Here is a 21,017-nt window from a genome sequence, read left to right on the forward strand (position 1 = left end):
CCCGACGGCGTACCATCACCACTCCGCGCCTCGGCGCAGAACACGGAGCACACACCACATGAGACGTGCGAAGATCGTCGCCACCCTCGGGCCGGCGACATCGAGCTACGAGCAGATCCGCGCGATCGTCGACGCCGGCATCGACGTCGCGAGGCTGAACCTCAGCCACGGCACGTACGAGGTGCACGAGGCCGTCTACCAGAACGTCCGGAAGGCCGCGAACGATTCGGGCCGCGCGGTGGCGGTGCTCGTCGACCTGCAGGGGCCGAAGATCCGGCTCGGCAAGTTCGCCGACGGCCCGTACGAGCTCGAAGAGGGCGACACCTTCAAGATCACGACCCAGGACATCGTCGGCAGCAAGGAGATCGTCAGCACGACGTTCAAGGGCCTGCCCCATGACGTCGAGCCCGGAGACCACCTCCTCATCGACGACGGCAAGGTTCGAGTCGAGGTCGTCGAGACCGACGGCACGGTCGTCACGACGCGTGTCGTCGTCGCCGGCCCCGTGTCGAACAACAAGGGCATCAACCTTCCGGGCGTGGCCGTGAACGTGCCGGCCCTGTCGGCGAAGGACGAGGCCGACCTCCGCTGGGGGCTCGAGCTCGGCGCCGACCTCGTCGCGCTCTCGTTCGTCCGCAACGCCAACGACATCGAGCGCGTGCACGACATCATGGAAGAGGAAGGCCGTCGCATTCCGGTCATCGCGAAGATCGAGAAGCCGCAGGCGGTCGAGGCACTCGAGGGCATCATCGAGGCGTTCGACGGCATCATGGTGGCGCGCGGCGACCTCGGCGTCGAGCTCCCGCTCGAGGCGGTGCCGATCGTGCAGAAGCGCGCCGTCGAGATCGCTCGGCGCCTCGCGAAGCCCGTGATCGTGGCGACGCAGATGCTCGAGTCCATGATCCACAGCCCGGTGCCGACCCGCGCCGAGACCTCCGATGTCGCGAATGCAGTGCTGGACGGTGCCGACGCCGTGATGCTCTCGGGCGAGACGAGCGTGGGGGAGTACCCCATGGTCACGGTGGAGACCATGGCCCGCATCATCGAGTCGACCGAGAAGCACGGCCTCGAGCGCATCCCGCCGCTCGGCACCAAGCCGCGCACGCAGGCCGGAGCCATCACGCTCGCGGCCGTCGAGGTCGCCGACTTCGTCGAGGCGAAGTACCTGTGCGTCTTCACCGAGACGGGCGAGTCGGTGCGGCGCATGGCACGCATCCGCTCGGTCATCCCGATCCTCGCGTTCACGCCCTATCCTGCCATTCGCCGGCGCATGGCGCTCAACTGGGGCGTCGAGTCGTTCGTCGTCGAGCGGGTCACGCACACCGACCAGATGGTCGGCCAGGTCGACGAGGTGCTCGCGAAGACCGGCATGGCCGAGGCGGGCGAGAAGGTCGTGATCATCTCGGGTTCGCCTCCCGGCATTCCCGGCACCACCAACGACGTGCGCGTGCACGTCGTCGGCGATGTGCTCTAGGAGCGTCCCGGCGTCGGCGGCTGGAGGAGCACATGGAGATCGCCTTCGTCGGTGACGTGATGCTCGGACGGCTCGTGGCCGAGGAACTGCGCCACCATTCCCCCGAGTTCCCGTGGGGCGACACGCTGCCGCTGCTGCGGCGTGCCGACGTGCTTGTCGGCAATCTCGAGTTCGTGCTCGCCGTCGACGGGCGGCCGCAGCCCGGCAAGACCTTCCACTTCCGTGCCGACCCGGGCGCCGTGGCAAGCCTCGAGGCGGCCGGCTTCGCGATCGTCTCGGTGGCGAACAACCACGTGCTCGATTTCGGCACGGATGCCGCACTCGAATCGCTCTCGACGCTCGCGCAGCACGGCATCCGCTTCACCGGTGCCGGGCCCGATGCCGACGCGGCCCGGCGCCCGGCCGTCATCGGCCGCGACGACGTCACCATCGCGATGCTCGCCTTCACCGACAACGAGCCCGATTGGGAGGCCGGACCGGATGCACCCGGCGTGCGTCACGTGCCCGTCGACCTCGGCGACCCCCGCGCGGCGGCGCTCTTCGACGACGTCGCCGGGCAGCGTGAGGCCGCGGACCTCGTCATCGTGTCGGCGCACTGGGGCGGCAACTGGGGCGTCGACCCGCCGCCGAGCCACCGGCGGTTCGGTCGCGCACTCGTCGACGCGGGCGCCGACGTCGTGTTCGGGCACTCGCCGCACATCGTGCGCGGGGTGGAGGTGTACCGCGAGCGGCCCATCCTGTACGGCGCCGGCGACTTCGTGGATGACTACGCGGTCGACCCGGTCGAACGCAACGACCACTCGTTCGTGTTCATGCTGCGCACCGAGGGCGCGGCCCCGACCGAGCTGCGCCTGCACCCCACGGAGATCGTCGACTTCCGCGCCCGCCTGGCCGGCCGGCACGCCGACGCGATCGCAGGCGAGATGGCACGCCGCTGTGCGGCGCTGGGCACGAGCGCGGTCTGGGATGACGACGAGCGCTGCCTCGTCATCGGGATCGCAGCCGCCCACGGGTGACGATCGTGCGCCCTGTTCGTGCCGGTGGTGGGGGTCGAACCCACACGCCCTCTCGGGCAAAGCATTTTGAGTGCTCCGCGTCTGCCATTCCGCCACACCGGCCAAGGACCTCGCCCAGAATACCGTAGGCTTTCCTGCGTGACAGACAGCGAACAGACCCAGCCGGCGCCGCGCCGTGTCGTCGTGGCGGAGGACGAGTCGCTCATTCGCCTCGACATCGTCGAGATCCTGCGTGACAACGGCTTCGAGGTCGTCGGCGAGGCCGGTGACGGCGAGACCGCGGTCGCACTCGCGACCGAGCTGCGGCCCGACCTCGTCATCATGGACGTGAAGATGCCCCAGCTCGACGGCATCTCGGCTGCCGAGCGCCTCTCGAAGGGCCACATCGCCCCGGTGGTGCTCCTCACGGCGTTCAGCCAGAGGGAGCTCGTGGAGCGCGCGAGCGAAGCCGGCGCCCTCGCCTACGTCGTGAAGCCGTTCACCCCCAACGACCTGCTGCCCGCTATCGAGATCGCACTCGCCCGGCACGCCCAGATCATCGCGCTCGAGGCCGAGGTCGGCGACCTCGTCGAGCGGTTCGAGACGCGCAAGCTCGTCGACCGGGCGAAGGGCCTGCTCAACGAGAAGATGGGCCTCACCGAGCCCGAGGCGTTCCGCTGGATCCAGAAGGCGTCGATGGACCGTCGTCTCACCATGAAGGATGTCTCGCAGGCGATCATCGAGCAGCTGGCGCCCAGGAAGTAGGACCTCCGGCCCTGACCCTCCCCGACTCCGTGGAATGATGTGGGGTGTCCGGGTGCTGGGGCCCGGCAACGAGTCGGGGGGAGCACATATGCCGGGCGATGCGCGGTCCATTCTGGTCAGTCGGTTCGAGGAGCTGCGTCTCGGCGATGCCCCGTCGGTCGGCGGCAAGGGGGCGAACCTCGGAGAGATGACGTCGGCCGGCCTGCCGATCCCGCCGGGGTTCGTCGTCACGGCGGAGGCGTACCTCGAGGCGATCGATCACGCCGGCATCCGGCAGCGGCTGCTGGATGGATTCCGCGAGGCCGCCGCGGCGGCCGATGACCCGGAGAGGCTCACGAGCTCGGCCGCCGCCCTGCGAGAGGCGGTGCGCGGCGTTCCGATCCCCGACGACGTGCGAGCCGCCATTCTCGCCGAGTACCACCGCCTGGGCGAGGACGTCGCCGTCGCGGTGCGCTCCTCGGCCACCTCGGAGGACGCGGCGGGCACGTCGTTCGCGGGCATGCACGATACGTACAACAACGTCATCGGAGACGACGCCGTGCTCGCGCGATTGCGCGACTGCTGGAGCTCGCTCTACGGCGACCGGGTCGTCTCGTATCGGGCGAGCCAGGGGATGGACGAGGAGCCGGTGCTCGCCGTGGTCGTGCAGATGCAGATCACCTCCGACCGCTCGGGCGTGATGTTCACGGTCGACCCCTCGACGGGCGCCCGCGACCGGCTCGTTGTCGAGGCCGCGCTCGGCCTCGGCGAGGTCGTGGTCTCGGGTGCGGTCGAACCAGACACCTACATCGTCGCGAAGGACGGTCCCCGGGTGCTCTCCACCCGCATCGGGCATCAGAGCCACCGGCTCGTCGCGAGCCCCGGCGGCACGGTCGAACGCGAGGAGCTCGAGGGCGCAGCCGCCCACGGTCGCGTGCTGACCGACGAGGAGGTCCTCGAGGTGGCGAGTCTCGGCCTGCAGGTCGAGGAGCACTATGGCGAGCCGCAGGACACCGAATGGGCATACTCCGGCGGCCGGCTGTGGATGCTGCAGTCCCGCCCGGTCACGACCCTCGGCGGCGGCCCGGCGGCGGCCCCGATGGGCGGCGCTGCCGAGGTCGGCAGCATGCCCTCGGGCACCGTGCTGCTGCGAGGCCTCGGCGCGGCACCGGGGCGGGTCACGGGCCGCGTCCGCATCCTGCAGAGTCCCACCGAGGGCGCGTCCCTCAAGACGGGCGAGATCCTCGTGGCGCCGATGACGAACCCCGACTGGGTGCCGACGATGCGCCGTGCCGCGGCGGTCGTCACCGACGGCGGCGGCATGACCTGCCACGCCGCGATCGTCGCGCGCGAGCTGGGGGTGCCCGCGATCGTCGGCGCCCGCACGGCGACCACCGTGCTCCGCGACGACGAGCTGGTCACGGTCGACGGGGCGAAGGGCGAGATCATCGAGGGGGCGGATGCCGCGGCATCCACTTCGTACGCTGCGCCGGCCGTGGTCTCGACCGTCGCCGTACCCGCGGCGCCCGAGCCGCTGGCGACCAAGCTGTACGTCAACCTCGCCATCGCCGAGCGCGCCGAGGAGACCGCCGCGCTCGACGTCGACGGTGTCGGTCTCCTGCGCGCGGAGTTCATGATCACGGACGCGCTCGGCGGCATGCACCCGCGCGAGATGCTCGCCCGCGGGCAGCGGGAGGACTTCCTGCGCCGCATGAAGGAGTCGCTGCTCTCGGTCACCCGCGCGTTCGCCGGCAGGTCGGTGGTGTACCGCACGATCGACTTCCGCAGCAACGAGTTCCGCGGCCTCGAAGGCGGCGAGCGCTTCGAGCCGCAGGAGAACAACCCGATGATCGGGTACCGCGGCGCGTACCGCTACGTCAAGGAGCCCGAGCTCTTCAACCTCGAGCTCGAGCTGCTCGCCCGCGTGCGCGAGGAGACCCCGAACCTCCAGCTGATGCTGCCGTTCGTGCGCACGACGTGGGAACTGGAGGCGTGTCTCGAGCTCATCGACGCCAGCCCGCTCGGACGCCAGCGCGGGCTGAAGCGCTGGGTGATGGCCGAGGTGCCGTCGGTCGTCTACCGCATCCCCGAGTACGCCGCGATGGGAATCGACGGGGTCTCGATCGGCTCGAACGACCTCACCCAGCTGATGCTCGGTGTCGACCGCGACTCGGAGATCTGCGCCGAGCTGTTCGACGAGGCGGATGCCGCGGTGCTGGACGCGATCGAGCGCATCATCACGGCGTGCCGGTCGGCGGGCATCACGTCGTCGCTGTGCGGGCAGGCGCCGTCGAACAACCCCGCGTTCGCCGAGCACCTCGTGCGCTACGGCATCGACTCGATTTCGGTGAATCCGGATGCCGCGGACCGCACGCGACGCGTCATCGCCGCCGCCGAGCGGCGCATCCTGGTCGATGCGGCACGGGGGTCGGAGCGAGGCTGACCCGGGGTCCGGATGCCGCGAGCCATCCGTCGCCGGCGACGATTTCGGCCGCGACATCCGGTGTCCGTGGCCGCTTGTAGTCTTGGTGGGTGCCGGACGCAGACAAGCCCACCCTTCTCGTGATCGACGGCCATTCGCTGGCCTTCCGAGCCTTCTTCGCCCTTCCCGTCGACAGCTTCTCGACTCGCGACGGGCAGCACACGAACGCCATCCACGGGTTCCTGTCGATGCTGCTCCTGCTGCTGCAGAACGAGAAGCCCACGCACATCGCCGTCGCGTTCGACAAGTCGCGCGTCTCGTTCCGCACGCGCGAGTACGCCGAGTACAAGGGCACGCGCAGCGAGACGCCGCCCGAGTTCAAGGGGCAGGTGTCGCTCCTCCAGGAGGCGTTGCACGCCATGCACATCCGTACCGTCGAGGTCGACGACTTCGAGGCCGACGACATCCTCGCCACGCTCGCCAAACGTGGGCACGCCGAGGGCTACCGCGTGCTCCTCGTCTCGGGTGACCGGGACACCATCCAGCTCGTGAACGACGACGTGACGCTGCTCTACCCGAACACCCAGGGCGTCTCGCAGCTCAAGCGCTACGACGTCGACGCGGTCATGGAGCGCTACGGCATCCGCCCCGAGCAGTATCCCGACGTGGCCGCCCTCGTCGGAGAGACGAGCGACAACCTCATCGGCATCACGAAGGTCGGCGAGAAGACCGCCGTGAAGTGGCTCGGGCTCTACGGCGATCTCGACGGCATCATCGCGCACGCCGACGAGATCAAGGGCGTGGTCGGGCAGAACCTGCGCGACCAGAAGGAGAATGCGATCCGCAACCGGCGGCTCAACCACCTCGTCACCGACGTCGAGCTCGACGTCGAGCTCGACGAGTTCCGCGCGAAGCCGATCGACCTCGAATCGGTGCGGCCGATCTTCGAGCGACTCGAGTTCCGTACGCTGATGGAGCGGCTCACGAAGATCGCGGCGGGGGAGGCAACGGTGGCCGGAGCCGTCGGCAACGGCGTACCGACCACCGCGGTCGCCCTCCCCGCCGAGGCCGCGCGGGTCGCGCCCGTCGCTCCGACCCCGGCCCGCCTCCTCGGCGAGGAGCTCGGGGCGTGGCTCGAGCGCGCGAAGGCGGCCGAGCCCGCGGGGCTCGGGCTCGCCCTCGAGGTGCTCGACGGCAGGGTGATCGGCGCCGGCATCGCGACCGCCACCGAGACCGTGCACCTGCCATGGGAGCCCGGTCGAGGTGACGTGGCCCTGTTCGAGGCGTGGCTCGCGGGCGACGGGCCGAAGGTCATGACCGACGCCAAGTCGCAGCTGAAGGCGCTGCGTCGATCGGGGCTGGCGTTCGATGGACTGGTCGTCGACACCCTCGTCGCCGGGTGGCTCGTGCGTCCGAACCTCACCGAGAAGACCCTCGCCGACCTGGTGTCGTTCCACCTCGGCGAGACCGTGCCACAGGCCGACCCCGCCCAGCTCCTCCCCGAGGAGGGCACCGACGCGGGCGCACCCGAGTACGCGTGGTACTCGCTCCGGCTCGCGCCGGTGGTGCTGCGGGCCCTCGGCGAGACGTCCAGGCGACTCCTCGCCGACGTCGAGATGCCGCTCGTCCCGGTGCTCGCCGCCATGGAGCTCCGTGGCGTCACGGTCGACCACGTCGAGCTCGCGGCGCTCTCGTCGGAGCTCGGCGACCGCGCGGCGGCGCTCGCGGCGTCCGCCTACGCCGAGATCGGCCGGGAGGTGAACCTGGGGTCGCCGAAGCAGCTGCAGGAGGTGCTGTTCGGCCAGCTCGGCATGCCGAAGACCCGAGCCACCAAGACGGGCTACACGACGGACGCCAGCGCTCTCGCCGACCTGCAGGAGTCGAATCCGCACCCCTTCCTCGGATACCTGCTCGAGCACCGCGACGTGACCAAGCTGCGGCAGATCGTCGAGTCGCTCGACAAGTCGATCCGCTCCGACGGCCGCATCCACACGACGTACTGGCAGATCGGCGCGGCCACGGGCCGCATGTCGTCGAACGATCCGAACCTGCAGAACATCCCGATCCGCACCGAAGACGGCCGCCGCATCCGCAGGGCCTTCCGGCACGGCACCGAGTACGCGGAACTCCTCACGGCCGACTACTCGCAGATCGAGATGCGCATCATGGCGCACCTCTCCGGCGACCCGGGGCTCATCGAGGCCTTCAACGCGGGCGAAGACCTGCACCGGTTCGTCGGCGCCAGGGTCTTCGGCGTCGATCCGTCCGACGTGACACCGGTGATGCGCACGAAGGTGAAGGCGATGTCGTACGGGCTGGCCTACGGGCTCAGCGCATTCGGCCTCTCGAAGCAGCTCCGCATCGAGCGCGCCGAGGCGACGCAACTCATGAAGGAGTACTTCCAGCGGTTCGGAGCCGTGCGCGACTACCTGCGCGGGGTCGTCGAGCAGGCGAAGATCGACGGGTACACCGAGACGATCTTCGGTCGCCGCCGTCCCTTCCCCGATCTCGCGAGCCCCAACCGGGTGCACCGCGAGAACGCCGAGCGCGCCGCACTCAACTCTCCGATCCAGGGATCGGCGGCCGACATCATGAAGATCGCGATGGCGACCGTCGAAGCCGACCTCGCCGCCAAGGGTCTCGGGAGCCGGATGCTGATGACGGTGCACGACGAGCTCATCTTCGAGGTCGCGGTCGGCGAGTCCGACGCGCTAGAGGCGGTCGTGCGCGACCGCATGGCGCACGCGGCCGAGCTCCTCGTGCCGCTCGACGTGCAGATCGGTCGTGGTGCGAACTGGGACGACGCGGCGCACTGAGCGGGTGACCGATCGGGTTGCATACGCGGTGCGGCATCCGTTCATCGATCATCGGCAGGATCCCCCGATGCGGGGTCGGCGCGGTGTCATAGGCTCGCTCCCATGGCATCGAGTGAGCGCACCCCGACCGACGTCGACCGCATCGCAGAGCAGTGGGTCGACACTGCCGTCGAACTGAACCCCACCCTCGGCACGTACATCGGTCGTGCCGAGGCGGACTCGCGATTCGGCGACTACTCGCCCGAGGGACTCGAGCGCTCGGCCGAGGCGGTACGGCGCACGATCGCCGCCCTCGATGCGGCGACGCCGGTCGACGACGTGGACATCGTCACGGTCACCGACCTGCGCAGCGAACTGGCGCTCGACCTCGAGGCGCACGAGGCGGGGCTGCCGCTGCGCGACCTCAACGTCATCGCGAGTCCCGCGCAGGAGCTGCGCGAGGTCTTCGACCTCATGTCCACCGAGAGTGCCGACGACTGGGCGACGATCTCGACCAGGCTCGACGCGCTGCCGGCCGCCCTCGACGGCTATGTCGAGACGCTCCGGCTCGGCATCAGGCGGGGCATCGTGCCAGCCAAGCGCCAGGTGCGCGAGGTGGCGACCCAGGCGCACAAGCTCGAGCGCACCGACGGCTTCTTCGCCGAGTTCGTCGGCGCCGCCCCCGCGGACCTGCCCGCCGGGCTGCGGAGCAACCTCGACGCACGCGCCGCGCAGGCGGGTGCCGCCTACGGTCGCCTCGCCGAGTTCCTCGAGCAGGAGCTCCTCCCCGCCGCGGGTGAGCGCGACGCCGTCGGTCGTGACCACTACGCGCTCCAGTCGCGCCGGTTCCTGGGCGCCGTGATCGACCTCGACGAGACGTACGAGTGGGGCATCGAGGAGCTCGCACGCATGGTCGCCGAGCAGGAGGCCACCGCGAAGGAGATCAAGCCCGGGGCATCCGTCGCCGAGGCGATCGCGTTCCTCGACGGCGACGCGAGCCGCAAGCTGCACGGCACCGACGCCCTGCAGCGGTGGATGCAGGAGACGAGCGACCGTGCGGTCGCCGAGCTCGGGGCGACGCACTTCGACATCCCCGCCGAGATCCGCACGCTCGAGTGCCTGATCGCGCCCACGCAGGAGGGCGGCATCTACTACACGGGTCCGACCGACGACTTCAGCCGGCCGGGCCGCATGTGGTGGTCGGTGCCCGAGGGCGTGACCGAGTTCGACACGTGGCGCGAGCTGACGACGGTGTACCACGAGGGTGTGCCCGGGCACCACCTGCAGATCGGGCAGGCGGTCATGAACCGCCGCAAGCTCAACACGTGGCGCCGCCAGCTGGCCGGCACCTCCGGTCACGCGGAAGGGTGGGCCCTCTACGCCGAGCGGCTCATGGAAGACCTCGGCTACCTCGACGACCCGGCCGACCGCCTCGGCATGCTCGACGGGCAGCGCATGCGCGCGGCGCGGGTGGTGCTCGACATCGGCGTGCACCTCGGCAAGCAGCGGCCCGACGGCGAGGGACCGTGGACGGGGGAGTACGCCTTCGAGTTCCTCGGCCGGAACGTCAACATGAATGAGGGCTTCGTGCGCTTCGAGGTGAACCGCTACCTCGGCTGGCCGGGCCAGGCGCCCTCGTACAAGGTCGGCCAGCGAATCTGGGAGCAGTTGCGCGACGAGCTGCGGCGTCGCGAGGGCGAGGCCTTCGACATCCGCGAGTTCCATCGCCGTGCGCTCGACCTGGGCGGCGTCGGGCTCGACACGCTCCGTCGCGCACTGCTCGGCTGACCCGACGCCTTCGCTGCCTAGACTGCCGTCGTGCGTCGAGTCCATCGCCACGGCAGGGCGTCGTGGCCGCGACTGCTCCTCTCGCAGTTCAGCAGTCCGATCATGCTCATCCTCATCGTGGCGACGATCATCTCGATGCTGGTGGGCGACCCCACCGACGGATCCATCATCATCGCGATCCTCTTGGCGAGCGGAATCCTCGGCTTCACGCAGGAGTTCCGCGCCAACAACGACGTCGCGGCCCTCCTCGCGCGGGTCGAGGTGAAGGTGCCCGTGATCCGCGGCGGCCGCGAGATCGACGTCCCCGTGGCGGAGGTCGTCCCCGGCGACCTCGTGCAGCTCGGCGCGGGGGCGTCGTGCCGGCCGACTGCCGACTCCTTGAGTGCGAGAACCTGCTCGTCGACGAGTCGACGCTCACGGGGGAGTCGTTCCCGGCCGAGAAGGATGCCGCGCTTCCGGTGCCACCCGACGCCGCGCTGACCGATCGCGCCAACTCCGTGTTCCTCGGCACCCATGTCGTGAGTGGCACCGGCCGCGCCGTCGCGGTGCTCGCCGAGCGCGACACCGAGTTCGGCGCGGTCTCGTCGGAACTCGAGAAGAAGCGCGTGACCACGGCGTTCACGCGAGGCTCCACCCGCTTCGGCGTGCTCCTCATCTGGGTCATGGTGGTGCTGACGGCCTTCATCTTCGTGGTGAACACGATCTTCGGCCGGCCGCTCCTCGAGTCGCTGCTCTTCTCGCTCGCCCTCGCGGTGGGGCTCAGCCCGCAGATGCTGCCCGCGATCATCTCGGTGAGCCTGTCGACGGGCGCCCGGCGCATGGCGCGACAGCAGGTCATCGTGAAGCGGCTCGATGCCATCGAGGACCTCGGCGCCCTGACCGTGCTCTGCACGGACAAGACCGGCACGCTCACCGAGAGCTCCGTGGAGCTCACGCCTTCGACCTCGATGGCCGCGACAGCGACCTGGTGCTGCAGCTCGTGAGCCTCAACGCCGGATTGCAGCATGGCTTCCCGAACCCGCTCGACCTGGCGATCCTCGCGCGCCGGGCGCCCCAGCAGGGTGTCGACGCGCTCGACGAGGTGCCGTACGACTTCGGTCGCCGACGACTCTCGGTGCTCGTGCGCCTCGACGACGCGCCGACCCTGATCGTGAAGGGCGCGTTCGAGGGCGTGCTCTCCGTGTGCGACAGGGCCGTCGTCGCCGGCGCCACGGTGTCGATCGACACGGTGCGCCCGGCACTGGCCGAACGGTTCGCCGAGCTCAGTGCTGAAGGACTCCGCGTGCTCGCGGTGGCGATCCGGGTGTTCCACGGTCCGGTGCCGTGCTCACTCCCGCCGACGAATCCGGTCTCGCGCTCATGGGGATCCTCGCGTTCCGCGACCCGGCGAAGGCGGACGCCGCCGCCTCGATCGCGGCGCTCGAGGCGATGGGCGTGTCCGTTCGGCTCATCACCGGCGACGACCGTCTCGTCGCGGCCGCCGTCGGTCGCTCGTGGGGCTCGAGACCCCGCGTGTGCTGACCGGACCCGAGACCGTCGGGCTCGATGACGCGGCGCTCGTCACCCACGTGCAGGACGTCGTCGTCTTCGCCGAGGTCGAGCCGCTGCAGAAGCGCCGCATCCTGACGGCGCTGCGGGCGGACGGCGAGACCGTCGGATACCTCGGTGACGGCATCAACGACGCGCCGGCGCTGCACGCGGCCGACGTCGGCATCTCGGTCGACACCGCCGTCGACGTCGCCAAGCAGGCCGCGGCCGTCGTGCTGCTGGCGAAGAGCCTCGCGGTGCTGGCCGACGGAATCCAGTTTGGCCGTGCCACCTTCGCGAACACGCTCAAGTACGTGCGGGTGACCACGAGCGCGAACTTCGGCAACATGCTCTCGATGGCGGTCGCGAGCCTGTTCCTCTCGTTCCTGCCGCTCCTGCCGCGCCAGATCCTGCTCCTCAACTTCCTCAGCGACATCCCGGCCACCACGATCGCGACCGACCGCGTCGACCCTGAACGGGTCCACGAGCCCGGCCGATGGGATCTTCGCGGCATCCGGAACTTCATGGTCGTCTTCGGCCTGCTCTCGACCGTGTTCGACCTCGCCACGTTCGGCCTGCTGCTCTGGGTGTTCCAAGCCGGCCAGGACTTGTTTCGCAGTTCATGGTTCATCGAGTCGACCCTGACCGAGCTCGTCGTGCTGCTCTCGCTGCGCACCGGCCGCCCCGTGTTCCGCTCGCGGCCGGGATCGGCGCTGCTCTGGGCGAGCGTCGCCATGGCCGTGACGACCATCGTCCTGCCCTACGTCCCGCCACTTGCGACGCCGCTCGGGCTGGTCCCGGTGCCGTGGCCCATCCTCGCGTCGCTGTTCGGGCTCACCGCCGTGTATCTGCTTGCGAACGAGGCGCTGAAGCGACGCTTCCTGCAGGTGCGGTCTGCGCGGTTGCCGGAGTCTCCGGCGTTCGGCTAGGATGGAGCGTCACTCGTCTGACGTCCCTGTCCGCATGCCCATCGCGGAACCAACACAACTCTCTACCGACGCGATGGGCTCGATTCTGTCCTTTACGGAGCATTCACTACATGACAACCGCAACGACCAAGGCGCCAAAGCAGGTCGCGATCAACGACATCGGATCTGCTGACGATTTCCTCGCCGCGGTCGAGAAGACTTTGAAGTTCTTCAACGACGGCGACCTCATCGAGGGTACCGTCGTGAAGATCGACCGCGACGAGGTCCTCCTCGACGTCGGCTACAAGACCGAGGGCGTCATCCCCTCGCGTGAGCTTTCCATCAAGCACGACATCGACCCCAGCGAGGTCGTCGGCGTCGGCGACACCGTCGAGGCGCTCGTCCTCCAGAAGGAGGACAAGGAAGGCCGCCTCATCCTGTCGAAGAAGCGCGCCCAGTACGAGCGCGCCTGGGGCGACGTGGAGAAGATCAAGGAAGCCGACGGCGTCGTGACCGGCACGGTGATCGAGGTCGTCAAGGGCGGCCTGATCGTCGACATCGGCCTCCGCGGCTTCCTGCCCGCCTCGCTCATCGAGCTCCGCCGCGTGCGCGACCTCACGCCGTACCTCGGCCAGGAGATCGAGGCGAAGATCCTCGAGCTCGACAAGAACCGCAACAACGTCGTGCTCTCGCGCCGCGCGCTCCTCGAGCAGACGCAGTCCGAGTCGCGTTCGACGTTCCTCGCGAACCTCCACCCGGGACAGATCCGCAAGGGTGTCATCTCGTCGATCGTCAACTTCGGTGCGTTCGTCGACCTGGGTGGCGTCGACGGTCTCGTCCACGTCTCCGAGCTCTCGTGGAAGCACATCGAGCACGCCTCCGAGGTCGTCGAGGTCGGTCAGGAGGTCACCGTCGAGGTGCTCTCCGTCGAACTCGACCGCGAGCGCGTCTCGCTGTCGCTCAAGGCGACGCAGGAGGACCCGTGGCAGGTCTTCGCTCGCACCCACGCGATCGGTCAGGTCGCCCCGGGTAAGGTCACGAAGCTCGTTCCGTTCGGTGCGTTCGTCCGCGTGGCCGACGGCATCGAGGGCCTCGTGCACATCTCGGAGCTGTCGGGCAAGCACGTCGAGCTCGCAGAGCAGGTCGTGTCGGTCGGCGAGGAGGTCTTCGTCAAGGTCATCGACATCGATCTCGAGCGTCGCCGCATCTCGCTCTCGCTCAAGCAGGCCAACGAGGGAGTCGACCCGGAGGGCACCGAGTTCGACCCGGCGCTCTACGGCATGCTCACCGAGTACGACGAGCAGGGCAACTACAAGTACCCCGAGGGCTTCGACCCCGAGACCAACGAGTGGCGCGAGGGCTTCGAGGCCCAGCGCGAGAAGTGGGAGCAGGACTACGCTGCCGCCCAGGCTCGCTGGGAGGCGCACAAGAAGCAGGTCGCCCAGGCGAACGCAGCCGCGGTCGCCGACGATTCGTTTCCGGCCGGTGCCTCGTTCTCGAGCGACTCGTCCGGCACGGGCACCCTTGCCGACGACGCGTCGCTCGCGGCGCTGCGTGAGAAGCTCTCGAGCAACTGACGCGCGTACGATCCGCGAACCGGAAGGCCGGTCCCCTCGGGGGCCGGCCTCCCGGCGTTTCGAGCCGGCTACCCGGTAGTCGGCGGATGCCCCACTCGCACGCGGCGCGCGCGACGCCGTCGTACGAGCATGACCACGAGGATCGCCATGAGCACAACGGCGAGCAGCACGAGCACGGGTGCGAGCAGTGCGGCGAACGCGAGCGTGATGCTGCCGGCGTCCTCTGCCGCGCTCGCGACCGGAGCGCCGAGACCGCCGGTCGCGGCGCTGACGATCGGGCGCGCCGCGGCCTTGGCCAGGTGCATCCCGAGCGCGAGCACCACGCCGACCGCCACGGGCACCCACTGCTGCGTGGTGAAGAAGGTCTCGGGATCGGTCACGGCGACCGTCGAGGCGTCCACTCCCGACCCGAACGCGATGCCGCCAGCGGTCGGCCGGATGAAGGTCTGCACGACGTCGTTGACCGAGTCCAGCCCCGGGATCTTGTCGGCGACGAACTCGAGCACCAGCAGCACCGTGAGGATGAGCAGCACCCACTCGTTCGAGAGCCAGGCCCACGCCGGGGGCAGCTCGACGAGTCCCGTGAACCGGTCGAGGGCGCCGATCACGACGAGCGGGACCCACGCGTTGAGGCCGGCCGCGAGCGCCAGCCCGGTTCCGGTCAGCAGTTCGAGCACCTGACACCTCCCGGCCGCCTGCGGACTTCGGTCGACTTTCGCATGGATATAGTGAGGGCGTGTATCTGATCGGCCTCACGGGCGGAATCGCCTCAGGCAAGTCCACCGTCGCGAGACGGCTCGTCGAGCACGGTGCGGTGCACATCGATGCCGATGAGCTTGCGCGTCGCGTCGTGGAGCCCGGCAAGCCCGCGCTCGCTCGGATCATCGAGGAGTTCGGCTCCGAGGTGCTCAGGCGCGACGGCACGCTCGACCGGGCGAAGCTCGGTGGGATCGTGTTCGGCGACGAGGCCGCACGCGCGAAGCTCAACGCGATCGTGCACCCGGCCGTCCGCGCGCTCACCGCGAAACTCATCGAGCGCGCCGTCGCCGAGGAACCCGATGCGGTGGTCGTGTACGACGTGCCGCTGCTCGTAGAGGCATCCGTACCCGATGACCTCCGGTTCGACCTCATCGTGGTGACGAATGCGCCCCGGCGCACCCAGGTGAAGCGCCTCGTCGAGGAGCGCGGATTCGACCCCATCCAGGCCGAGGCCAGGGTGGACGCGCAGGTCGGCAACACGGAGCGCCTGGCTGTCGCCGACGTCGTGATCGACACCGACGGATCGATGGCGCACACCATGAGTCAGACCGACGCGCTGTGGCATCGGATCCGCCAGGAGCGCTCTCGGGCCTGAACCGCGATCGGCCGCACGCGGCGTGCCGGACGCCCCGGTCGCCCGGCCGCGGTCCGTCCCGCTGACCGTCGTCTCGCGCTCGTGTCGCCGCCTCGACGCGCAGCCGTGCGACCTCCTCGACCTCGACCGCGGTGACGGGCGATCCGGTGACCGGGGCCGTCACCATGGCCCCGCTCGCGAGGATCCAGAGCCGTGACAACCCGGTTCAGAATTCAGGAGCGGTCCCGTGCGTGGAGAGGATCCTGCGATCAAGCGGCGGTTCTCGCGGCCGGCCCTCCGGACGGACGGTGCGCTCCCGTCCGGGCCCGATGTCGGCGGGCGAACCTACACTGGAAGGCATGCAGGCCACACGATCCGTCCGCCCGTTCGAGGTGGTGAGCGAGTACCGGCCGAGCGGCGACCAGCCCACCGCGATCGCGGAGCTCGCCGGGCGAATCAACGCCGGTGAGACCGACGTCGTGCTGCTCGGTGCGACCGGAACGGGCAAGTCGGCCAGCACGGCCTGGCTCATCGAGCAGGTGCAGCGACCCACGCTCGTGCTCGCGCACAACAAGACCCTCGCGGCGCAGCTGGCGACCGAGTTCCGCGAGCTCATGCCGAACAACGCCGTCGAGTACTTCGTCTCGTACTACGACTACTACCAGCCCGAGGCGTACGTGCCGCAGACCGACACCTTCATCGAGAAGGACTCGTCGATCAACGCTGAGGTCGAACGGCTGCGGCACTCCACGACGAACTCCCTGCTCAGCCGCCGAGACGTGGTCGTCGTCTCCACGGTCTCGTGCATCTACGGCCTCGGTACGCCCGAGGAGTACCTCGCCGCGATGATGCCGCTCCAGCTGGGGCAGCGCGTCGATCGCGACTGGCTGATCCGCAAGTTCGTGTCGATGCAGTACCAGCGCAACGACGTCGACTTCTCCCGCGGCACGTTCCGGGTGCGGGGCGACACGATCGAGATCATCCCGATCTACGAGGAGCTCGCCATCCGCATCGAGATGTTCGGCGACGAGATCGAGGCGCTGTACTCGCTGCATCCGCTCACCGGGCAGGTGGTGGCGAAACTCGATGCGGTGCCCGTGTTCCCCGGGTCGCATTATGTCGCCAGCACCGACGTGATGCAGCGCGCCATCGGCACCATCCGCGTCGAGCTCGAGGAGCGCCTCGCCGAACTCGAGCGCGAGGGCAAGCTCCTCGAGGCCCAGCGGCTCCGCATGCGCACGACGTTCGACCTCGAGATGATGGAGCAGATCGGCTTCTGCTCGGGCATCGAGAACTACTCGCGGCACATCGACGGCCGGGCGCCGGGCCAGGCGCCGCACTGCCTCATCGACTACTTCGCCGACGACTTCCTCGTCGTCATCGACGAGTCGCATGTCACGGTGCCCCAGATCGGCGCGATGTACGAGGGGGATTCCTCGCGCAAGCGCACGCTCGTCGAGCACGGGTTCCGGCTCCCGAGCGCCCTCGACAACCGCCCGCTCAAGTGGGACGAGTTCAAGGCCCGGGTGGGCCAGACGGTCTACCTGTCGGCGACCCCCGGACGCTACGAGATGGGCGTGGCCGACGGCGTGGTCGAGCAGATCATCCGCCCCACCGGACTCGTCGACCCGCAGATCGTGGTGAAGCCCTCGAAGGGGCAGATCGACGACCTCCTCGAGGAGATCCGCATCCGGGCGGAGCGCGACGAGCGCGTGCTCGTCACGACGCTCACGAAGCGCATGGCCGAGGAGCTCACCGACTTCCTCACCGAGGCGGGCGTGCGGGTGCGCTACCTGCACTCCGACGTCGACACGCTGCGACGCGTCGAGCTGCTCACCGAGCTCCGCGCCGGCGTCTACGACGTGCTCGTCGGCATCAACCTGTTGCGCGAGGGGCTTGACCTGCCCGAGGTGTCGCTCGTCGCCATCCTCGACGCCGACAAGGAGGGCTTCCTCCGTTCGTCGACCTCGCTCATCCAGACGATCGGCCGCGCCGCGCGCAACGTGTCGGGCGAGGTGCACATGTACGCCGACACCCTGACCGACTCGATGGCGGCGGCGATCGACGAGACCACGCGTCGCCGCGACAGGCAGCTCGAGTACAACCGCGCCAACGGCATCGACCCGCAACCGCTGCGCAAGCGGATCGCCGACATCACCGAGGTGCTCGCGCGCGAGGAGGCAGACACGGCGGAGTTCCTCGCCGGTCGCGACGGGCGCAAGAAGGCGCCCGTGCCGAACCTCCGCCGAGAGGGCATAGCGGCGGCCGGCGCGAACGACCTCGAGGAGCTCATCCGCGACCTCAACGAGCAGATGCTCGAGGCGGCCGGCGAGCTGAAGTTCGAGCTCGCCGCGCGCCTGCGCGACGAGGTATCCGAGCTCAAGCGAGAGCTCCGGCAGATGGAGAAGGCAGGGCATCTGGGCTGACGTGGATGCCGCGGGCCGACCGCCGCGGGCGGAGCGGGCCGGCACGAAACCGGCGGCCGGGGAATCGAACGTATGTTCGCTGAGAGCACGCGCCCTCACGGGGACCGTGTCGGTGGCCCTCTCTAGACTCGTAGGGTGCCAGTTTCACGTCTCGATGCCCACTCGCGCCTGAGTGTCCGCGGCGCCCGCGTGCACAACCTGCAGAACGTCGACGTCGAGATCCCGCGGGATGCGATGGTCGTGTTCACGGGCCTGTCGGGCTCGGGCAAGTCGTCGCTCGCGTTCGACACGATCTTCGCCGAGGGGCAGCGTCGATACGTCGAGTCGTTGTCGGCGTACGCACGTCAGTTCCTCGGCCAGGTCGACCGGCCAGACGTCGATTTCATCGAGGGCCTGAGCCCCGCGGTCTCGATCGACCAGAAGTCCACGAACCGCAACCCGCGGTCGACGGTCGGCACGATCACCGAGATCTACGACTACATGCGCCTGCTGTGGGCGCGCATCGGCATTCCGCACTGTCCCGTGTGCGGTGAGCGCATCCAGCGCCAGACGGTGCAGCAGATCGCCGACCAGCTCATGGAGTTGGCCGAGGGCACGCGGTACCAGGTGCTGAGCCCCGTCGTCTCGAAGAAGAAGGGCGAGTTCGTCGACCTGTTCCGCGAGCTGGCGGCCGGCGGGTACTCGCGCGCGATGGTCGACGGCGAGCTGATCCGGCTCGATGAGCCGCCCGTGCTCAAGAAGCAGGTGAAGCACGACATCTCGGTCGTGATCGACCGGCTCGTGGCCGGTCCCGACGTGCTCGGCCGGCTGACCGACTCGCTCGAGACGGCCCTGCGCCTCACCGACGGCCTCGTGCAGGTGAACCTCGTCGACGAATCCGGGCCCGATGCCTGGGCGACGTTCTCCGAGAAGCTCTCCTGCCCGAACCAGCACCCCATCCAGTTGACCGAGATCGAGCCGCGCACCTTCTCGTTCAACGCGCCGTTCGGCGCCTGCCCCGAGTGCTCCGGCCTCGGCACGCGCATGTCGGTCGATGAGGCGCTTCTCCTCGGCGACCCGTCGCTCAGCATCGCCGAGGGCGTCATCCTCCCGTGGACCTCGCAGGGCAAGAGCCTCTACAACTACTACGAGAAGCTGCTCGACGGCCTCGCCCGCGACCTCGGGTTCTCACTCGACACGCCGTGGGAGGAGCTCGACGAAGCGGCGCGCGACGCGGTGCTGCGCGGCGACAACTTCGAGGTCAAGGTGCGGTGGCGCAACCGCTACGGCCGCGAGATGAGCTACACCTCGGGCTTCGAGGGCGTGGTCCCGTACATCGAGCGCCAGTACGTGCAGGCCGAGACCGACGTGCAGCGCGCGCGCTGGGCGGAATACCTCCGCGAGGTGCCATGCCCCGTCTGCGGCGGCAAGCGGCTGAAGCCCGAGGTGCTCTCGGTGCTCATCCACGACCACAGCATCGCCGATGTCGGCGAGCTCAGCCTGACCGACGCCCGGGCGTTCATGGACCGGCTCGCACTCACCGACCGCGAGCAGGCGATCGGCGCCCAGGTGCTGCGCGAGATCAAGGTGCGGCTCGACTTCCTGATCCGGGTCGGCCTCAGTTACCTCGACCTCGCTCGTGCGGCCGGCACGCTCTCGGGCGGCGAGGCCCAGCGCATCCGGCTGGCGACCCAGATCGGCTCGGGCCTCACGGGCGTGCTGTACGTGCTCGACGAGCCCAGCATCGGCCTGCACCAGCGTGACAACCGCCGCCTGATCGACACGCTCGTCGCCCTCCGCGACCTCGGCAACACGCTCATCGTCGTCGAGCACGACGAGGACACCATCCGCACGGCCGACTGGATCGTCGACATCGGCCCCGGTGCAGGTGTCGACGGCGGCACCGTCGTGCACTCGGGGGGCTACGCCGAACTCTTGAAGAACACGCGTTCGCTCACGGGCGACTACCTGTCGGGTCGCAAGGCGATCGCGCTCCCGGCGCGTCGGCGCCCGATCGACCCGCAGCGCGTGATCTCGGTGCAGGGGGCGGAGGCCAACAACCTGCGCGGCATCGACGTCGACTTCCCGCTCGGCACGTTCACGGCCGTGACCGGCGTGAGCGGCTCCGGCAAGTCGTCGCTCGTGAACGACATCCTCTACCGGGTGCTCGCGAACCGCCTGAACGGTGCGCGCAAGGTGCCGGGCAGGCACCGCCGGGTCACCGGGCTCGAACACCTCGACAAGGTCGTGCACGTCGACCAGGCGCCCATCGGGCGCACCCCGCGGTCGAACCCGGCGACCTATACGGGCGTCTTCGACCGCATCCGCACGCTCTTCTCCGAGACCACCGAGGCGAAGGCGCGGGGCTACCTGCCCGGGCGCTTCAGCTTCAACGTCAAGGGCGGCCGCTGCGAGGCGTGCTCGGGCGACGGCACGATCAAGATCGAGATGAACTTCCTGCCCGATGTCTACGTCGCGTGCGAGGTCTGCGGCGGCAAGCGCTACAACCGCGAGACGCTGCAGGTGCACTACAAGGGCAAGAACATCGCCGAGGTGCTCGAGATGCCGATCAGCGAGGCGGCCGACTTCTTCGAGCCGATCTCCGCGATCCACCGGTACCTCAAGACGCTCGTCGACGTCGGTCTCGGCTACGTGCAGCTCGGCCAGAGCGCCACGACGCTCTCCGGCGGCGAGGCGCAGCGGGTGAAGCTCGCTACCGAGCTCCAGCGCCGGTCGAACGGCCGCAGCGTGTACGTGCTCGACGAGCCGACCACCGGTCTCCACTTCGAGGACGTCCGCAAGCTCCTGAAGGTGCTCGGCAAGCTCGTCGACAAGGGCAACACCGTGATCGTCATCGAGCACAGCCTCGACGTGATCAAGTCGGCCGACTGGATCATCGACCTCGGCCCCGAGGGCGGCTCCGGCGGCGGGCAGGTCGTCGCGACCGGCACGCCCGAGCAGGTCGCGCGCGTCACCGAGAGCCACACCGGATACTTCCTCCGCGAGATCTTCGACGCGGCATCCGTGCACGCCGAGGTCGCCAGCTGAG

Annotated in this window: 15 protein-coding genes, 1 tRNA gene and 1 pseudogene; 15 read left to right on the forward strand and 2 right to left on the reverse strand. The window is 69.4% G+C overall.

Features of this window, described 5'->3' with window-relative positions; genetic code table 11:
- The first annotated feature begins 58 nt into the window (after nucleotides 1-58).
- Both pyk and IEX31_RS05400 read left to right on the forward strand, forming a co-directional pair.
- Entirely contained in the window at nucleotides 59-1,474 is a 1,416-nt protein-coding gene (pyk, locus tag IEX31_RS05395) for a pyruvate kinase (protein WP_188742420.1), read from the forward strand.
- A gap of 32 nt (nucleotides 1,475-1,506) precedes the next feature.
- Nucleotides 1,507-2,490, forward strand: a complete 984-nt coding sequence (locus tag IEX31_RS05400; protein WP_188742421.1) for a CapA family protein — start codon at nucleotides 1,507-1,509, stop codon at nucleotides 2,488-2,490.
- Nucleotides 2,491-2,509: 19 nt separating this feature from the next.
- Here IEX31_RS05400 and IEX31_RS05405 read toward each other — a convergent pair.
- Nucleotides 2,510-2,592 (reverse strand) — tRNA-Leu (locus tag IEX31_RS05405).
- A 36-nt stretch (nucleotides 2,593-2,628) separates the two neighbouring features.
- Between IEX31_RS05405 and IEX31_RS05410 the strand changes: the two genes are divergently transcribed.
- From IEX31_RS05410 to rpsA, 10 genes and pseudogenes are all read left to right on the forward strand, one after another.
- Nucleotides 2,629-3,234, forward strand: a complete 606-nt coding sequence (locus IEX31_RS05410; RefSeq protein ID WP_188742422.1) for an ANTAR domain-containing response regulator — start codon at nucleotides 2,629-2,631, stop codon at nucleotides 3,232-3,234.
- Between the two features lie 88 nt (nucleotides 3,235-3,322).
- Nucleotides 3,323-5,656: a phosphoenolpyruvate synthase gene (gene ppsA / locus IEX31_RS05415; RefSeq protein WP_188742423.1), complete on the forward strand. Its 2,334-nt coding sequence runs from the start codon at nucleotides 3,323-3,325 to the stop codon at nucleotides 5,654-5,656.
- An 89-nt stretch (nucleotides 5,657-5,745) separates the two neighbouring features.
- On the forward strand, nucleotides 5,746-8,451 hold the full coding sequence (gene polA, locus IEX31_RS05420) for a DNA polymerase I (RefSeq protein ID WP_188742424.1): 2,706 nt from the start codon (nucleotides 5,746-5,748) through the stop codon (nucleotides 8,449-8,451).
- A gap of 102 nt (nucleotides 8,452-8,553) precedes the next feature.
- Nucleotides 8,554-10,218: a DUF885 domain-containing protein gene (locus IEX31_RS05425; protein WP_188742425.1), complete on the forward strand. Its 1,665-nt coding sequence runs from the start codon at nucleotides 8,554-8,556 to the stop codon at nucleotides 10,216-10,218.
- Between the two features lie 30 nt (nucleotides 10,219-10,248).
- A complete protein-coding gene (locus IEX31_RS05430) occupies nucleotides 10,249-10,698 on the forward strand; it encodes a cation-transporting P-type ATPase (RefSeq protein WP_188742426.1) in 450 nt (149 codons plus the stop codon).
- Nucleotides 10,611-11,201 (forward strand): HAD-IC family P-type ATPase, encoded by a 591-nt coding sequence (locus IEX31_RS05435; protein WP_229662138.1) that lies wholly within the window; start codon nucleotides 10,611-10,613, stop codon nucleotides 11,199-11,201. The genes IEX31_RS05430 and IEX31_RS05435 overlap by 88 nt, the downstream gene beginning before the upstream one ends.
- A 98-nt stretch (nucleotides 11,202-11,299) precedes the next feature.
- Nucleotides 11,300-11,518, forward strand: a pseudogene (locus IEX31_RS19760) (hypothetical protein); the annotation flags it as partial.
- A gap of 23 nt (nucleotides 11,519-11,541) precedes the next feature.
- Nucleotides 11,542-11,739 (forward strand): hypothetical protein, encoded by a 198-nt coding sequence (locus tag IEX31_RS05440; RefSeq protein WP_188742427.1) that lies wholly within the window; start codon nucleotides 11,542-11,544, stop codon nucleotides 11,737-11,739.
- A complete protein-coding gene (locus tag IEX31_RS05445) occupies nucleotides 11,733-12,674 on the forward strand; it encodes an HAD-IC family P-type ATPase (protein ID WP_188742428.1) in 942 nt (313 codons plus the stop codon). Before IEX31_RS05440 ends, IEX31_RS05445 begins: the two co-directional genes overlap by 7 nt.
- 110 nt (nucleotides 12,675-12,784) lie before the next feature.
- Nucleotides 12,785-14,230: a 30S ribosomal protein S1 gene (rpsA, locus tag IEX31_RS05450; RefSeq protein ID WP_188742429.1), complete on the forward strand. Its 1,446-nt coding sequence runs from the start codon at nucleotides 12,785-12,787 to the stop codon at nucleotides 14,228-14,230.
- A 68-nt stretch (nucleotides 14,231-14,298) separates the two neighbouring features.
- On the opposite strand, the gene IEX31_RS05455 is transcribed toward rpsA, so the two are convergent.
- On the reverse strand, nucleotides 14,299-14,907 hold the full coding sequence (locus tag IEX31_RS05455; protein ID WP_188742430.1) for a DUF4126 domain-containing protein: 609 nt from the start codon (nucleotides 14,905-14,907) through the stop codon (nucleotides 14,299-14,301).
- A 59-nt stretch (nucleotides 14,908-14,966) separates the two neighbouring features.
- Between IEX31_RS05455 and coaE the strand changes: the two genes are divergently transcribed.
- From coaE to uvrA, 3 genes are all read left to right on the forward strand, one after another.
- Nucleotides 14,967-15,584 carry a dephospho-CoA kinase gene (coaE, locus tag IEX31_RS05460; RefSeq protein ID WP_188742431.1) on the forward strand — a complete coding sequence of 206 codons (618 nt, stop codon included), beginning with the start codon at nucleotides 14,967-14,969 and terminating at the stop codon, nucleotides 15,582-15,584.
- A gap of 338 nt (nucleotides 15,585-15,922) precedes the next feature.
- A complete protein-coding gene (gene uvrB, locus IEX31_RS05465; RefSeq protein ID WP_188742432.1) occupies nucleotides 15,923-17,989 on the forward strand; it encodes an excinuclease ABC subunit UvrB in 2,067 nt (688 codons plus the stop codon).
- 135 nt (nucleotides 17,990-18,124) lie between these two features.
- Nucleotides 18,125-21,016, forward strand: a complete 2,892-nt coding sequence (gene uvrA / locus IEX31_RS05470; RefSeq protein WP_188742433.1) for an excinuclease ABC subunit UvrA — start codon at nucleotides 18,125-18,127, stop codon at nucleotides 21,014-21,016.
- Nucleotide 21,017: the final 1 nt, after the last annotated feature.

It is taken from the genome of Agromyces bauzanensis (genome assembly GCF_014645655.1).
In the GTDB taxonomy this organism is placed as follows: Bacteria; Actinomycetota; Actinomycetes; order Actinomycetales; family Microbacteriaceae; genus Agromyces; species Agromyces bauzanensis.

Excerpts from the sequence above, each read along its gene's own strand:
- pyk (WP_188742420.1), top strand. The coding sequence starts at position 59 with ATGAGACGTGCGAAGATCGTCGCCACCCTCGGGCCGGCGACATCGAGC.
- IEX31_RS05400 (WP_188742421.1), top strand. The coding sequence starts at position 1,507 with ATGGAGATCGCCTTCGTCGGTGACGTGATGCTCGGACGGCTCGTGGCC.
- ppsA (WP_188742423.1), top strand. The coding sequence starts at position 3,323 with ATGCCGGGCGATGCGCGGTCCATTCTGGTCAGTCGGTTCGAGGAGCTG.
- IEX31_RS05425 (WP_188742425.1), top strand. The coding sequence starts at position 8,554 with ATGGCATCGAGTGAGCGCACCCCGACCGACGTCGACCGCATCGCAGAG.
- rpsA (WP_188742429.1), top strand. The coding sequence starts at position 12,785 with ATGACAACCGCAACGACCAAGGCGCCAAAGCAGGTCGCGATCAACGAC.
- uvrB (WP_188742432.1), top strand. The coding sequence starts at position 15,923 with ATGCAGGCCACACGATCCGTCCGCCCGTTCGAGGTGGTGAGCGAGTAC.